Origin of the sequence: Aeromonas dhakensis (assembly GCF_000820305.1) — a bacterium.
GTDB lineage: Bacteria > Pseudomonadota > Gammaproteobacteria > Enterobacterales > Aeromonadaceae > Aeromonas > Aeromonas dhakensis.
Genome location: NZ_CDBH01000027.1, coordinates 104,965 through 118,641, shown reverse-complemented (window position 1 = coordinate 118,641; position 13,677 = coordinate 104,965). Strand labels below are relative to the sequence as shown.

The following is a 13,677-nucleotide window of genomic DNA, read 5'->3' as shown; positions in this document are numbered from 1 at the left end:
TCCCCGCGGGGAGCCCTCTTTTTATCGGCTGGCGGCCATCAGGCGGGCATGTCGGCCAGCTCGTGGCGCTTCAACGCCAGCAGGGTGACCAGCAGGGCGGCGCTGGCGATCAGCGCCATGCCGATGTAGGTGGCGCTGAAGCCGGGCGCCAGCTCGACCGGGCTCAGGCTGGCCAGGTTGTGGCTGCTGCCCGCCGGCAGGGCAGAGTGGAACAGCACGGCGCAGATGGCCACCCCGACCGCGCCCCCCAGCTCGCGGCCGAAGTTGAACAGCGACATGCCGATGCCGCGATCTTCCCGCGGCAGGGCGTTTTGCACCACCACCGAGAGCGCGGGCAGCACCAGGCCAAGGCCGATGCCGGCAAACGCCAGTCCCAGCCTGATCCAGACGTCGAAGTGGATCTGCCACAGGGCCAGCGCCGCCAGGGCGAACCCCACCACCACGAAACGCTTGTAGTAGCCGGTGTGGCCGATCAGCTTGCCGCCGACGAAGGCCCCCGCCGTGATGCAGACCATGAAGATCACCATGATCTCGCCGCTGTCGCTGGCGCTCATCCCCTTCTGCCACTGCATCTGCAGCGGCAGGTAGACCAGCACGGCGAACATCAGCAGTTGCGAGGCCAGCGCCAGCAGCACGCTCACCAGATAACCGGGCTGACGCGCCAGGTGGGCCGGCAGGATGGGGTCGTGGGCCCGCCGCTCGATCAGCACCAGCAACAACAGGGCCACCGCCAGCGCGGCCGCGAGCCAGATGGCGGGCAGCGCCGCCTCCGGCGAGAGCAGCAACAGGGTGAGAGTGGTGACAGTGATGAGCAGCGCCGCCCCCTTCCAGTCGAAGCGGCTGTGACGACGCACATTGAGGTGGCCCAGGTTGCGGTTCACCAGCCAGAGGGCGATGGCGCCGAGCGGCAGGTTGATCCAGAAGATCCAGCGCCAGCTGAGCTGCTCGGTGAAATAGCCGCCGAGCAAGGGACCGGCGATGCTGGAAACCGCATAGACCGCCGAGATGTAGCCCTGATACTTGCCCACCTCCCGCGGCGGTATGCTGTCGGCGATGACGGTGAAGGCGAGCGCGATCAAGCCGCCGCCTCCCAGCCCCTGCAGCACCCGGGCGGCCAGCAGGGTCGGCAGATCCTGGGCCAGGCCGCAGGCCACCGAGCCGGCCAGAAACAGGCCAATGCCGATGTTGAGCATGCGCACGCGACCGAACATGTCGCTCAGTTTGCCGTAGATGGGCAGGGCGGCGGTGGCCGCCAGCAGGTAGGCGGTGACTACCCAGGTGAGGGCGGCGCCGGCATTGAGCTCGGCCCCTATGATGGGCAGCGGGGTGGTGACTATGCTCTTTTCCAGTGAACCCAGCGCGATCACCAGGGCCACGCTCGAGAAGATGGTTTTGGGGGACATAAGACGGGCTCGCTCCTTTGTTGCTCCAGCGTCTGCGGCGCAGAACTTGTTATTGTCTCATACATCACTGGCGGATGACCAAAACCGGGGCATCCGTGCCGGCAAGCATGACCCCGGTCGCGGCATTGTGCCCCCCGCTCTGGTAGGCTGCCCTTTTACCCCGAGAGGAAGCAGCCCCATGTCCGAGCAGTTCCGGTTTGAGCAGTACGACGCCCTGATTTTCGATATGGATGGCACCCTGGTGGACTCCATGCCGCGCCACCTGGATGCCTGGGAAGCCACCAGCGCCGAGTTTGGCCTGCCCTTCGATCGCGCCCAGCTCAACGAGTACGGCGGCATTCCCACCCGCAAGATCGTCGCCATCCTGGCCGAACAGCACGGCCTGACCATAGACGTGGAGGCCTTCACCCGCCGCAAGGTGGCCCTCTACATGGAGCATATCCAGCAAGTGAGCGTCTTTCCTGCCATGTGGGAGCTGGTCAGGCGCTGCCACGGCAAGGTCCCCATGGGTATCGGCACTGGCTCGCCGCGCAATCAGGCGGAGTCGATCCTCAAAAGCACCGGGCTCGATGCCTACATCCAGGTGGTGGTGAGCGCCGACGATGTGGTCAACCACAAGCCCCATCCCGACACCTTCCTGCAAGTGGCCGAGCAGCTGGGGGCCAACCCCGCCAACTGCCTGGTGTTCGAAGACACCCAGATCGGCCTGCAGGCGGGCCGCGCCGCCGGAATGGAGACGGTACTGGTGCTGGAGGGGGAGCTCTACCAGCGCTAGCTCCCACTCTGCGTCAGCCAGGACAAAAACGCCTCCACAAGGGAGGCGTTTTGCATGCAGTCGTGCCGGAGTGAGCCGGCCCCGCCTTACATGGCGTTGGTGGATTCGAAGATCTTGTCGGCCGACGCCTCGACGAAGCCCGGGTAGAGCACGCCGTCGGCCTGTGGGTAGCGCAGGGCGAATTCGTAGAAGCAGCTCGGGATGGTGCGTACACCGTCGCTGAAGGCCACGTCCGCCTTGTCGGCCATGGTGGAGGATTGCTCCAGCATCACCTGCGGGTCCCCTTTCACCTCGCCGCCCACGCTGTTGAGCACGAAGCCGGCCGCTTTCAGAGCAGCGTTCACCTGCTCTATGGTGTCGAAATCCCGCAGGCGGTTGATGTTGACGGTGAAGTGGTTGGCGCGATAACCCCAGGCCGCCATCCAGGCCGCATACTCGCTCTCCGCCAGCAGGGTCTGGTAGTCGGCATAGGAGACCTGCCAGGGGGCACCGGCATAGAGGAAGGCGGCGGTATCGGTCAGATGATCGGGCACCTGATCCACCAGCTTGTGGATGATGGCCTGAGCGCCTTCTGAGAGCTCCTCTACCTTCAGCTCGCTGATGAACACCTTGGGAGCGTCCGGATCCTTGTGCTCGAAGTGCTTGGCGTAGAGCTTCTTGGCCTTGAACACGTACTCGCCCTTCTGCTCGTAGCCGAGCGCCAGGAAGTGGGCCGCCAGCTTCTCCAGCCCCAGCTTGGGCAGGTTGTAGGTGCGAAACGCCACGTGATCGTTGACGATGGGTTCACCGCCCCCCAGCAGGGTGTGCACCTTGTGGGCACTCGGGGTCACCTTGATGTAGTTGTCCCACAGATGACTGAACAGGGTGTCGATATCCTTTTGCATCTCTCTTTCCTTTGATTGCGGGTACAGACAGGGGCACCCTGAGGTGCCCCCTTTTCGTTGTTGTCAGAAGCTCAGGCCGGGAGACAGCTGATCCGGCATGGCAGCCTTGCTGTCTTCGACGGAAGCGACCGGATACGCACAGTAGTCGGCGGCGTAGTAGGCGCTCGCTCTGTGGTTGCCGGAGGCGCCGATGCCGCCGAACGGGGCGGCACTGGAGGCACCGGTGATGGGCTTGTTCCAGTTGACGATGCCGGCGCGAATGCGCTTGAAGAAGTGGTGCCAGTCCGCCTCGCTGTCGCCGAGCAGGCCGGCCGAGAGGCCGAAGCTGGTGGCGTTGCCCTGGTCGATAGCGGCATCGAAGTCGTCGTAGCGAATGAGCTGCAGCAGCGGGCCGAAGTACTCTTCATCCGGCAGCGCGCTGACCGCGGTCACGTCTATGATGCCCGGGGAGACGAAGCCGGTGCCCGCTTCCAGGTGCTTGAGAGTGAGCAGGCTCTCGCCACCGAGGCGCTGCAGGTTGGCTTGCGCCTCGACCATGCCCAGTGCTGCCTTCTCGCTGATCATGGCACCCATAAAGGGCTGAGCCTCGTCATCGTAGTGACCGACCTTGATCTGGCCGACCACCTCCACCAGGCGCTTGACCAGAGCATCGCCCCGCTCGCCGCGCTCGACAAACAGGCGGCGCGAGCAGGTGCAGCGCTGGCCCGAGGTGATGAAGGCGGACTGCACGATGGCATGGACGGCGCCGTCGATGTCGCTCACGTCTTTCACGATCAGTGGGTTGTTGCCGCCCATCTCCAGGGCCAGGATCTTGCCCGGCTGGCCGGCAAACTGCTGGTGCAGGAAGTGGCCGGTGCGAGACGAGCCGGTGAAGAAGAGGCCGTCGATGTCCGGGTTGCCGGCCAGCGCCTTGCCGGTGTCCACCTCGCCCTGCACCAGGTTGAGCACGCCCTTGGGCAGTCCCGCCTCCTGCCACACCTTCAGCATGGCCTCTGCCACCATGGGGGTCAGCTCGGAGGGCTTGAACACCACGGTATTGCCGGCGATCAGCGCCGGCACGATATGGCCGTTGGGCAGGTGGCCCGGGAAGTTGTAGGGGCCGAACACCGCCACCACACCGTGGGGCTTGTGACGCACGAATGCCTTGGCGCCCGGCATGGGGTTCTCCACCGTGCCGGTGCGCTCGTCATGGGCACGGATCGAGATCGCTATCTTGCCCTGCATGGCGGCGACCTCGGTACGGGTCTCCCACAGCGGCTTGCCGGTCTCGCGGGCGATGGTCAGGGCCAGTGCCTCCTTGTGCTCGCCAAGCAGGTCGGCGTAGCGGCGCACGATGGCCAGACGCTCGTCGAGGGCCAGATCGGACCAATGATAGAAGGCATGGCGGGCGGCCTTGACGGCGGCATCCACCTGGGCGGCGCTGGCGGCCTCCCCTTGCCAGATCACCTGATTCTTGGCCGGATCCCTTGATTCGAACGGCTTGCCTTCACCGGCCAGCCACTGACCGTCGATAAACTGCACTAAATGAGTCATCCAATCACTCCCTGTGGTATGCAGGCAGCCGAGGCTGCCTGTTTCATATTCGGTTTCGTCGCCAGCCGGATCAGTCGAGATCGACGGCACGCACCATGTCGCCATCCTGCACCTTGAGCGCCGCCGCCATCTTGGGCGGAATGATGGCCTCGTGCTTGTCGAGATCGACCCGGATGTTGCCGTAGCAGGCGCGGTAGTGCTCGTAGCGGGTGTTGCAGATCAGGTGGGTCTTGCCGCCGATGGGCTCACCCACCAGTACCCGCAGCTTCTGGCTGCGGCGCACGCTGCGAATGTTCTTCACGTCGCACTCGACGGTGGGGCCGGCATCGAAGATGTCGACATAGCCGCGATTCACGAACCCTTCGTCCTGCAGCATCTTGATGGCCGGGCGGGTCTTCTCGTGGGTCTGACCGATGACGGCGCGCGCCTCGTTGCTCAGCAGATTGACGTAGATGGGGTACTTGGGCATCAGCTCGGCGATGAAGCGCTTCTTGCCGATGCCGGTGAGATAGTCGACGGTGGGAAAATCCATCGAGAAGAAATGCTTTTGCAGCCACTCGTAGAAGGGGCTGTGACCATCGCCATCGGAGACGCCGCGCATCTCGGCGAAGACGGTTTCGTCAAACAGCTCGGGGTGTTCGGCCATGAACAGAAAGCGGTGCTTGGAGAGCAGACGGCCGTTGAGCCCCTCGCGGGCGCATTCGCGCAGAAACAGGGTGCAGAGCTCGGAATTGCCGGTGTAGTCGTTGGAGAGGGTGAGCGTCTCCACCACGTTGTAGATGCCGAGCTTGGGGGAAGAGTGCACCACCTTGCCGATGTGATAGTTGTAGAACGGCTGGGACAGGCCCACGGCCGCATCGATGGCGCAGGTACCGACCATTTCGCCGGTCTCCAGATCCTCGGCGACGAAGAAATAGAGGCAGTCACCCTTTCCCGCGGGCTTGTCCGAGAAGGTCTGGGTGGAGGCGTCTATCTTGCGCTGCAGCAGTTCATCGTTGACGGGCAACGAGGTCATGCCGGTGCCGGATTCGATGGCACAGGTCTTGAGACCGGCAAAATCTTTTTGCTCGATGGGACGGATAACCAACATAAATGACAACTCCCTTTCATTGACGACAGGTGGGGGCCCGGCTCCTGCCGGGCGGGTTCCCCACCTCAATTTGGATCAGGCGTTAACCACCTGGGCAACCGCTTTCTCGAACCGGGTCAGCCCTTCCTTGATGTCCGCTTCCGGAATCACCAGGGACGGCGCGAAGCGCACCACGTTGGTGCCGGCAACCAGCGCCATCAGACCCTGATCGATGGAGGCCAGCAGGAAGTCGCGGGAACGACCCTTGTAGTCGTCGTTCAGCACGGCGCCCAGCAACAGACCCTTGCCGCGCACTTCGCTGAAACAGTGGTACTTGGCGTTGATGGCTTCCAGCCCTTCGCGGAACAGTTGCTCGCGCTGCTTGATGCCGCTGAGCACTTCCGGGGTGTTGATCACGTCGATCACCGCCTCGGCCACCGCACAGGCCAGCGGGTTGCCGCCGTAGGTAGAGCCGTGAGTGCCCACTTTCAGGTGGGAGGCGATCTCGGTGGTGGTCAGCATGGCGCCGATGGGGAAGCCGCCGCCCAGCGCCTTGGCGCTGGTGAGGATGTCCGGCGTGACGCCCAGACCCATGTAGGCAAACAGATCGCCGGTACGGCCGACGCCAGATTGCACTTCGTCATAGATCAGCAGGGCGTTGTGTTTGTCGCACAGCTCGCGCACCCCTTTGGCAAACTCATCGGTGGGACGAATGATGCCACCCTCGCCCTGCAGCGGCTCCATCACCACGGCGCAGGTATTGTCGGAGATGACCTCGGCCAGTGCGGCCAGATCGTTGTAAGCCACGTGGGTGATGTCAGCGGGCTTGGGACCGAAACCATCGGAGTAGGCAGCCTGGCCGCCGACGCTGACGGTAAAGAAGGTACGACCGTGGAAACCCTGATGGAAGGCGATGATCTGGGTCTTGTGGGCGCCGAACTTCTCGATGGCGTAGCGACGGGCCAGCTTGAGGGCGGCTTCGTTGGCTTCGGCACCGGAGTTGCAGAAATAGACCTTGTCGGCGAAGGTAGCGGCGACCAGCTTCTTGGCCAGGCGCAGAGCCGGCTCGTTGGTCATCACGTTGGAGAGGTGCCACAGCTTCTCGCCCTGGGTTTTCAGGGCCTCTACCAGCTTGGGATGGCAATGGCCCAGGCCATTGACGGCGATCCCGCCGGCGAAGTCCACATACTCACGGCCTTCCTGATCCCAGACACGTGACCCTTCACCACGCACCGGGATGATCTTGGCGGGCGCATAGTTGGGAACCATCACTTCATCAAACACTTCACGTGTCACTGCCAACAACTCTGACATATTGCTCTCCTTCGATCTGGCGACAGAATAATCCACCGCCCAAAAGTTAAATCCATGTAAACACATCGGCATTGTCACAGAAAAAAAGCTAAAAGTCTGCAACAAAGCGCGTTACAGGGAACAATGTTCGATTGCCCGTGAGATTTTAGGCAACCGCATTGCATAACGGCTCAGGGGGTGTTGGCAAGAGATAATTTGGACAGGGAGGCAGGTGAATAAAGTGTCAGGGAAAATATTTTTGGCCTCATCACGATTTTGAGAGGCCGATCACGACTTGTCAGGAATTTGCCAGAAAATTGGCCAGCAATTGATGGCCCTGTTCGCTCAAAATGCTCTCCGGATGGAACTGAACCCCCTCTATATTCAACTGCTTATGGCGCAGGCCCATGATCTCGTCCGGGCTGCCATCGGCATGTTCGCTCCAGGCGGTGATCTCGAGACAATCGGGCAAGGTGTCGCGCTCCACGATGAGCGAATGGTAACGAGTGACCCGCAGCGGGTCGTTGAGCCCCTTGAAGACTCCCTCCCCCCGATGGCGAATGAGCGAGGTCTTGCCGTGCATCATCTGGCGCGCACGTACAACCTGAGCGCCGAACGCCTGCGCCAGGGATTGGTGGCCGAGACAGACGCCGAGGATGGGAAGCTGGCCGGCAAAACGGGAGATGGTCGCCAGAGAGATGCCCGCCTCGTTTGGCGTGCAGGGGCCGGGAGAGATCACCAGATAGCGGGGAGAGAGCCGGGCGATGGCGTCCAGCGTCAGCTCGTCATTGCGCTTCACCACCACCTCCTGTCCCAGGGCGCCAAAATATTGCACCAGATTCCAGGTAAAGGAGTCGTAGTTATCGATCAACAACAGCATGGGTCAACCAGGGCAGAGAATTAACGATCCAGATAGCGGCCCTGCTCCATCTCGCGCTCGCGCTGGCACTCGGCCAGGTAGATGGCGGCGGCGATGGCGGGGATTTTATGGTGCTTGTCGATGGCGTTGGAGACCATCAGTTGCAGGGTATGCAGGTTCTTGGCCTTGCGGAACTTGCGCAGCCAGTGACCCTTGTCACCCAACTCTTCAATCGTGGTATTTGATTCGACAGACATGCTAACTCTTGGGGCAGACGCCCGCGTTTGAAATTGGAAGATGAAAACAACGAACAGCAGGTCGGGTAAAACAAAGAAAGCCAGGCAAATACCCAGCTCTCTTCTACTACACCTTCCCAGTATGTCAGGCTCGAGGAACGAAGCCGACTACATCATATACGCTGGCCAGGGTTTTTTCAGCCCTTTCCCGCGCCTTTTGTGCACCTGCCGCCAAAATGGCCTGCAGATGAGCCTCATCCTGACGCAGCTCGTGGAAGCGCGCCTGGATCGGCTCCAGCAAGGCAACCACGGCCTCGGCGGTTTCGGTCTTGAGGTGACCGTACATCTTGCCTTCGAAATGCTGCTCCAGCTCGGGGATGGAGCGACCGGTCACCCCGGACATCAAGGTCAGCAGGTTGGAAACCCCCGGCTTGTTCTCCGGATCGAAACGCACCACCGCCGGCTCGTCGGAGTCGGTCACCGCGCGCTTGATCTTCTTGACGATCTGTTTGGGATCTTCCAGCAGGCCGATGAAGTTGGCCTCGTTGTCATCCGACTTGGACATCTTCTTGGTCGGATCCTGCAGGCTCATCACCCGGGCGCCTTCGGTCGGAATGAAGGGCTCCGGCAGGGTGAACACCTCGCCGTAGAGGTTGTTGAAGCGGGTGCAGATGTCGCGGGTCAGCTCCAGGTGCTGCTTCTGGTCGTTGCCCACCGGCACCTGATTGGCCTGATAGAGCAGAATGTCGGCCGCCATCAGCACCGGATAACCGAACAGGCCGACGTTGACGTTGTTCTCGAAACGGGCGGACTTGTCCTTGAACTGGGTCATGCGCGACAGCTCGCCCATCTGGGTGTAGCAGTTCAGGATCCAGCCAAGCTCGGCATGCTGCGGCACGTGGGACTGGATGAAGACGGTGCTCTTGGCCGGATCGATGCCGACCGCCAGATAGAGGGCGGCGGCGTCCAGGCAGGCCTTGCGCAGGGCGGCCGGATCCTGGCGGGTGGTGATGGCGTGCAGATCGACGATGCAGTAGAGGCAGTCGAAGTCATCCTGCATGTTGACCCACTGACGCAGGGCCCCCATGTAGTTGCCGATGGTCAGCTGGCCCGACGGTTGGGCCCCGCTCAATACGATAGGTTTAGTCATCAGAGTGTTGATCCTTGTTATTCGGCCTGCCTGGCCAGCTTATTCGGCCAGCAGCGCGTCGAGCTGGGCAAACTGTTCGCATACCCAGTCCGGGCGGGAATCTGCGATGGGACGGCCGTAGTTGTAGCCGTAGGTCAGCCCCACCACCTTCATGCCGGCAGCCTGGGCGGCCAGCACGTCATTTTCGGAGTCGCCCACCATCAGGGTGCGCGACGGGCTGACGCCCAGCTCGTGGCAGGCCAGCAGCAGCGGTTCCGGACTCGGTTTCTTGACCGGCACGCAGTTGCCCCCCAGCCAGAGCGCGAAGCAATCGGCGATGCCGAGGGCATCGAGGATCGGCTGCACGAAGTGGCTCGGCTTGTTGGTCACGATCCCCTGCCGGTAGCCCAGCGCCTGCAGGCGGCGCAGGCTCTGCTCAACCCCGTCATACATGGCCAGCCCTTCCAGCAGGCAGGCCTGATAGTGACGGTCAAACAGCGGACGGGCGCTGGCAAACAGCTCGGGCGCCGCGCGATAGTCCAGCGCCCGCTGGATCAGCTTGTCGGCACCGTTGCCGACCCAGGTCCGCACCACGGCCTCGTCAGCCTCGGCCAGCCCGAGCTCGGTCAGCGTACGGTTGACCGCCAGCGCCAGTTGCGGGGCGCTGTCGATCAGGGTGCCGTCCAGATCGAACAGCACCAGGTCAAAATCACGTTCAGCGTTTGACATGAGAGAGCTCCGCCCGCATCTCGTCGATCACCGCCTTGTAGTCCGGGCGGCTGAAGATGGCAGAGCCGGCCACGAACATGTCGGCGCCAGCCTGGGCAATTTCACGGATGTTCTCCACCTTGACCCCGCCGTCGATCTCGAGACGGATGTCACGGCCGCTCTCGTCGATCAGGCGGCGCACCTGGCGCAGCTTGTCGAGGGTGCCAGGAATGAAGCTCTGGCCACCGAAGCCCGGGTTGACCGACATCAGCAGGATCACGTCCAGCTTGTCCATCACGTACTCCAGGCAGGTGAGCGGGGTGGCCGGGTTCAGCACCAGACCGGCCTGGCAGCCCTGCTCCTTAATGAGGCCCAGGGAGCGGTCGACGTGGTCGGACGCTTCCGGGTGGAAGGTGATGAGGGAGGCACCGGCCTTGGCAAAATCGGGAATGATGCGATCCACCGGCTTGACCATCAGGTGCACGTCGATGGGCGCCTCGATGCCGTAGTCGCGCAGGGCCTGACAGACCATGGGGCCTATGGTCAGGTTGGGCACATAATGGTTGTCCATCACGTCGAAATGGACCACGTCGGCACCGGCGGCCAGCACCTTGGCGACATCGTCCCCCAGACGGGCAAAGTCGGCGGAGAGGATCGAGGGGGCAATCAGAAAGTCTTTCATCAGCGTCATCCATTGGCAGCGTGGCAGAAAAAGCGGCGCAATTTTACCGCAAACGAGCGCCGAAAACGACCCGCACAGGGTATGGAAAAAGCGAACCTCATCATGACAGAACATGAGAACCAAACATCGCGTCTACAAGTATCAATAAGACCCAGCCTCAAGTACGTGTTGTAAGGTGAACCTCAACGCTAGTTATCACCGCGAAAACCTTCTTCGTCATGTGTGATAGCCTTTCTACATCTACTCTCTCTTTTCCCATTGTTACTGAGCTTGCATCAGCGTCATCCCCCTCAACGACACCTGTGGTGAAGGCCGTGTTGCAACTATTCATATCTGGGCAGGACCTTACGGGAAGGAAGCAAACATCAGATGTGCTTGGATATCTCATGGGTACTCCATACAACACCTACTAGGACATAGTCTTTTTGCTCTGCACCTGACGATGCCCCCGTCCCGCTCATGGAGCGTCATCATCGCGGATAGACGGTTATTTTTTCTGCGCTTATAATCGCCGCACCGTGCCATAACGAAACACAAGGAGGTAAAAAATGGTTATCCAAGCGTGTCCGATGTTCTCGGCTCGCCTGTTCGGCACATTCGCCTGCTCTTGCCTGCATACCATCGCGCTGCGATAGCGGGTTCGAGCAAAGCCGACTCCCTTCCATACCGAGACCTTTCTCGACTCTGCCGTTGTCGCCAGCGCTCCTGATGACAGGGATCTTTGATCCCGCGATTTAAGAGAGCAAGAGCATGACAACCCTGATGAGTACCCATTCCCTGCAGATGAGTGCGGGGCACCTTCCGTTATTTGACCACCTCGAACTTGGCATCCGCGCGGGCGACCGGCTCGGCCTGATTGGCACCAACGGCTGCGGCAAGAGCACATTGCTGGCGCTGCTGGCGGGCGAGCGCACGCCCCAGGCCGGCCAGGTCGTGCAGGCTGCCGCCTGCCGCTGCGAGTTCGTGGCCCAGCAACTGCCGGCCAGACTTTCAACCCTCAGCACCCGCGCCGTGCTGCTGGATGCGCTGGGCAACGACCCCGCCGCCGAATGGCAGGTGGACAAGCTGCTGGCCGAGCTGCAGCTGGAGGCCCAGGCCACGCTGCCGGTCAGTGCGCTGAGCGGCGGCCAACACAGCCGGCTGCAGATAGGGCGCGCCCTGCTGCGTCAACCCAACCTGCTGCTGCTCGATGAACCCAGCAACCACCTGGACTTGCCCGCCCTGCTCTGGCTCGAGCAGTTTCTGCTGGGCTGGCGCGGCGCCTTCGTGCTGGTTTCCCACGACGCTCGCCTGCTGGACAGAGTCACCGAGCAGACCCTGATCCTGCGAGACGGCCAGTTGCACCGCTTCGCCCTGCCCTGCAGCCAGGCCCGGGCGGCGCTGGCCGCCGAGGATGAGCAGGCCCGCCTGCGCCGGGCCGACGAGCAAAAGGAGATAGACCGCCTGAGCGCCAGCAGCAAACGCCTCGCCATCTGGGGGCGAGAGCATGACAACGAGAAGCTGGTGCGCCAGGCCAAATCCATGGAAAAACGCATCGCCCGCCTGCAGGAGGAGCAGAGTCAGGTCGCGGCGCTGGCCCCCTGGCGGCTCGAGCTGCGCGGACTGAGCCTGCCTGCCGACACCCTGCTGCGACTGGAGGCCCTCGATGTGTCACCAGCACCGGACCTGCCGCCGCTGCTGCGGGCCGAGGGGCTCTGGTTGCGGGCGGGGGACAGGGTCGCCCTGCTCGGTGCCAACGGCACCGGCAAGTCCTCCCTGCTGCGCCAGTGCTGGCGCGAACTGGCCGCGCAGAGCCCGCAGGCAGGCTGGTACTGTCACCCCGGCGCCAGCATCGCCTATTACGATCAGTCCCTGCAGCAGCTGGCGGACTACGCTACCCTGAGCGACGCCCTCTACCCGCTGGCCCCTCTGCCTGAGGGGGCACGGCGGCAGGCGCTGATCCGGGCGGGCTTCCCCTATGCCCGCCACGGCCAACAGGTGCGTACCTTGAGTGGGGGGGAGCGGGCACGGCTGCTGTTTCTCGCCCTGTCGCTCGGCAGCCACCACATGCTCTGGCTCGACGAGCCCACCAACCACCTGGATCTGGCGGGCAAGGAGGAGCTGGCCGAGGCCATTGCCACCTTCCCGGGGGGCGTGCTGCTGGTCTCCCACGACCGGGAACTGATCGAGCGCAGCTGCAACCGCTTCTGGCTGATAAAGGATGGGCGCATCCAGGAGGCCCACAGTGCCGAGCGGGCCTATGCCGAGCTGCTCGGCGATGCTCCCTTGCCGGCAGCAGACAAGGCAAGCCTGGCCGCCCCCGCCATGGGGCAGACCCCGGCCGGCCCGGCGGATGACGAAGAGGCACTGCTGGCACGCTGGTATGAGCTAGATGCCCTGCTCGCCGCCGATCTGGCCCGCAAGCCCAGGCACCAGACCCCGCGCCTGCAGCAGCAGTGGCGGGGAGAACTGGCACGCCTTGCTGACCTGCTCGGCTTTGCCTGACGCCAGCCAGCATCATCCATCCTTTATCACTCAACTCACGCGGCCAACTCAGGTTGGCCGCAAGGAGCCACCATGACATCAACGCAACAACCCCACATCAGGCTGGATCCGGTCAGCGACGCCGATCTGCCCCACATCTTCCGCGGCCTCTCCGATCCGCGGGTCGTCGCCTACTACGGCGTCAGCTACAACAGCCTGACGGCGTGCCAGGCCCAGATGGATTGGTATGCCGAGCTGACCCGCACCGGCCGCGGCGCCTGGCACCTCATTCGTGACCGGCACACGAGCGAACCGCTCGGCGCCATCGGCTACAACGATGCCGATCCTGAGCACCGGCGGGCCGAGCTGGGCTACTGGCTCTATCCCGAGCACTGGGGCAAGGGGGTGATGAGCGCGGCGCTGCAACTGTGGCTGCCGCTCACTTATCGCACCACAGCACTGCACCGGCTGCTGGCGGTGGTGGAGGAGCCCAACCGCCCCTCCGCCCGTCTGCTGGAGCGGGCCGGCTTTCACTACGAGGGCACGGCGCGGGAGTGCGAACGCAAGGGGGATGGCTTCATCTCCCTGCGCCACTACGCCATCTTGCGCAGCGACCTGTCCGCCAGCCGCTGACAGGCAGCAA

The 13,677-nt window shown here is 63.0% G+C and carries 13 protein-coding genes; 3 read left to right on the top strand and 10 right to left on the bottom strand.

The features are described from left to right. Window positions 1-38: 38 nt before the first annotated feature. Window positions 39-1,403, bottom strand: a complete 1,365-nt coding sequence (locus tag BN1143_RS05895; protein WP_019839674.1) for an MDR family MFS transporter — start codon at window positions 1,401-1,403, stop codon at window positions 39-41. A gap of 178 nt (window positions 1,404-1,581) precedes the next feature. Between BN1143_RS05895 and BN1143_RS05890 the strand changes: the two genes are divergently transcribed. Further along, the gene (locus BN1143_RS05890; RefSeq protein ID WP_010633205.1) at window positions 1,582-2,178 is read left to right on the top strand and encodes an HAD family hydrolase; all 597 of its coding nucleotides are present in this window, start codon (window positions 1,582-1,584) and stop codon (window positions 2,176-2,178) included. Window positions 2,179-2,264: 86 nt separating this feature from the next. Here BN1143_RS05890 and BN1143_RS05885 read toward each other — a convergent pair whose 3' ends face one another. The 9 genes from BN1143_RS05885 to rpe form a co-directional block, all read right to left on the bottom strand. Then, a complete protein-coding gene (locus BN1143_RS05885; protein WP_005298414.1) occupies window positions 2,265-3,062 on the bottom strand; it encodes a DUF1338 domain-containing protein in 798 nt (265 codons plus the stop codon). Window positions 3,063-3,125: 63 nt separating this feature from the next. Beyond that, window positions 3,126-4,595, bottom strand: a complete 1,470-nt coding sequence (gene astD / locus BN1143_RS05880; protein WP_042049951.1) for a succinylglutamate-semialdehyde dehydrogenase — start codon at window positions 4,593-4,595, stop codon at window positions 3,126-3,128. 70 nt (window positions 4,596-4,665) lie between these two features. Continuing rightward, window positions 4,666-5,685, bottom strand: a complete 1,020-nt coding sequence (astA, locus tag BN1143_RS05875) for an arginine N-succinyltransferase (RefSeq protein ID WP_005298408.1) — start codon at window positions 5,683-5,685, stop codon at window positions 4,666-4,668. 75 nt (window positions 5,686-5,760) lie between these two features. After that, window positions 5,761-6,978: an aspartate aminotransferase family protein gene (locus tag BN1143_RS05870; RefSeq protein ID WP_042049950.1), complete on the bottom strand. Its 1,218-nt coding sequence runs from the start codon at window positions 6,976-6,978 to the stop codon at window positions 5,761-5,763. A gap of 277 nt (window positions 6,979-7,255) precedes the next feature. Beyond that, entirely contained in the window at window positions 7,256-7,837 is a 582-nt protein-coding gene (locus BN1143_RS05865; protein ID WP_042049949.1) for an aminodeoxychorismate synthase component II, read from the bottom strand. A 20-nt stretch (window positions 7,838-7,857) separates the two neighbouring features. Beyond that, window positions 7,858-8,073 carry a hypothetical protein gene (locus BN1143_RS05860; protein WP_005298403.1) on the bottom strand — a complete coding sequence of 72 codons (216 nt, stop codon included), beginning with the start codon at window positions 8,071-8,073 and terminating at the stop codon, window positions 7,858-7,860. Between the two features lie 124 nt (window positions 8,074-8,197). Further along, entirely contained in the window at window positions 8,198-9,202 is a 1,005-nt protein-coding gene (trpS, locus tag BN1143_RS05855; RefSeq protein ID WP_005298400.1) for a tryptophan--tRNA ligase, read from the bottom strand. A gap of 39 nt (window positions 9,203-9,241) precedes the next feature. Further along, window positions 9,242-9,910 (bottom strand): phosphoglycolate phosphatase, encoded by a 669-nt coding sequence (locus BN1143_RS05850; RefSeq protein WP_005298398.1) that lies wholly within the window; start codon window positions 9,908-9,910, stop codon window positions 9,242-9,244. Then, window positions 9,897-10,571: a ribulose-phosphate 3-epimerase gene (rpe, locus tag BN1143_RS05845; RefSeq protein ID WP_010633199.1), complete on the bottom strand. Its 675-nt coding sequence runs from the start codon at window positions 10,569-10,571 to the stop codon at window positions 9,897-9,899. Before rpe ends, BN1143_RS05850 begins: the two co-directional genes overlap by 14 nt. 750 nt (window positions 10,572-11,321) lie before the next feature. On the opposite strand from rpe, the gene BN1143_RS05840 reads away from it, so the two are divergent. After that, entirely contained in the window at window positions 11,322-13,055 is a 1,734-nt protein-coding gene (locus BN1143_RS05840) for an ABC-F family ATP-binding cassette domain-containing protein (RefSeq protein WP_042049948.1), read from the top strand. Window positions 13,056-13,127: 72 nt separating this feature from the next. After that, window positions 13,128-13,667: a GNAT family N-acetyltransferase gene (locus tag BN1143_RS05835; RefSeq protein ID WP_042049947.1), complete on the top strand. Its 540-nt coding sequence runs from the start codon at window positions 13,128-13,130 to the stop codon at window positions 13,665-13,667. Window positions 13,668-13,677: the final 10 nt, after the last annotated feature.

Coding starts and splice junctions, on each gene's coding strand:
- BN1143_RS05895 (WP_019839674.1), bottom strand. CDS start 1,403: ATGTCCCCCAAAACCATCTTCTCGAGCGTGGCCCTGGTGATCGCGCTG.
- BN1143_RS05890 (WP_010633205.1), top strand. CDS start 1,582: ATGTCCGAGCAGTTCCGGTTTGAGCAGTACGACGCCCTGATTTTCGAT.
- BN1143_RS05885 (WP_005298414.1), bottom strand. CDS start 3,062: ATGCAAAAGGATATCGACACCCTGTTCAGTCATCTGTGGGACAACTAC.
- astD (WP_042049951.1), bottom strand. CDS start 4,595: ATGACTCATTTAGTGCAGTTTATCGACGGTCAGTGGCTGGCCGGTGAA.
- astA (WP_005298408.1), bottom strand. CDS start 5,685: ATGTTGGTTATCCGTCCCATCGAGCAAAAAGATTTTGCCGGTCTCAAG.
- BN1143_RS05870 (WP_042049950.1), bottom strand. CDS start 6,978: ATGTCAGAGTTGTTGGCAGTGACACGTGAAGTGTTTGATGAAGTGATG.
- BN1143_RS05865 (WP_042049949.1), bottom strand. CDS start 7,837: ATGCTGTTGTTGATCGATAACTACGACTCCTTTACCTGGAATCTGGTG.
- BN1143_RS05860 (WP_005298403.1), bottom strand. CDS start 8,073: ATGTCTGTCGAATCAAATACCACGATTGAAGAGTTGGGTGACAAGGGT.
- trpS (WP_005298400.1), bottom strand. CDS start 9,202: ATGACTAAACCTATCGTATTGAGCGGGGCCCAACCGTCGGGCCAGCTG.
- BN1143_RS05850 (WP_005298398.1), bottom strand. CDS start 9,910: ATGTCAAACGCTGAACGTGATTTTGACCTGGTGCTGTTCGATCTGGAC.
- rpe (WP_010633199.1), bottom strand. CDS start 10,571: ATGAAAGACTTTCTGATTGCCCCCTCGATCCTCTCCGCCGACTTTGCC.
- BN1143_RS05840 (WP_042049948.1), top strand. CDS start 11,322: ATGACAACCCTGATGAGTACCCATTCCCTGCAGATGAGTGCGGGGCAC.
- BN1143_RS05835 (WP_042049947.1), top strand. CDS start 13,128: ATGACATCAACGCAACAACCCCACATCAGGCTGGATCCGGTCAGCGAC.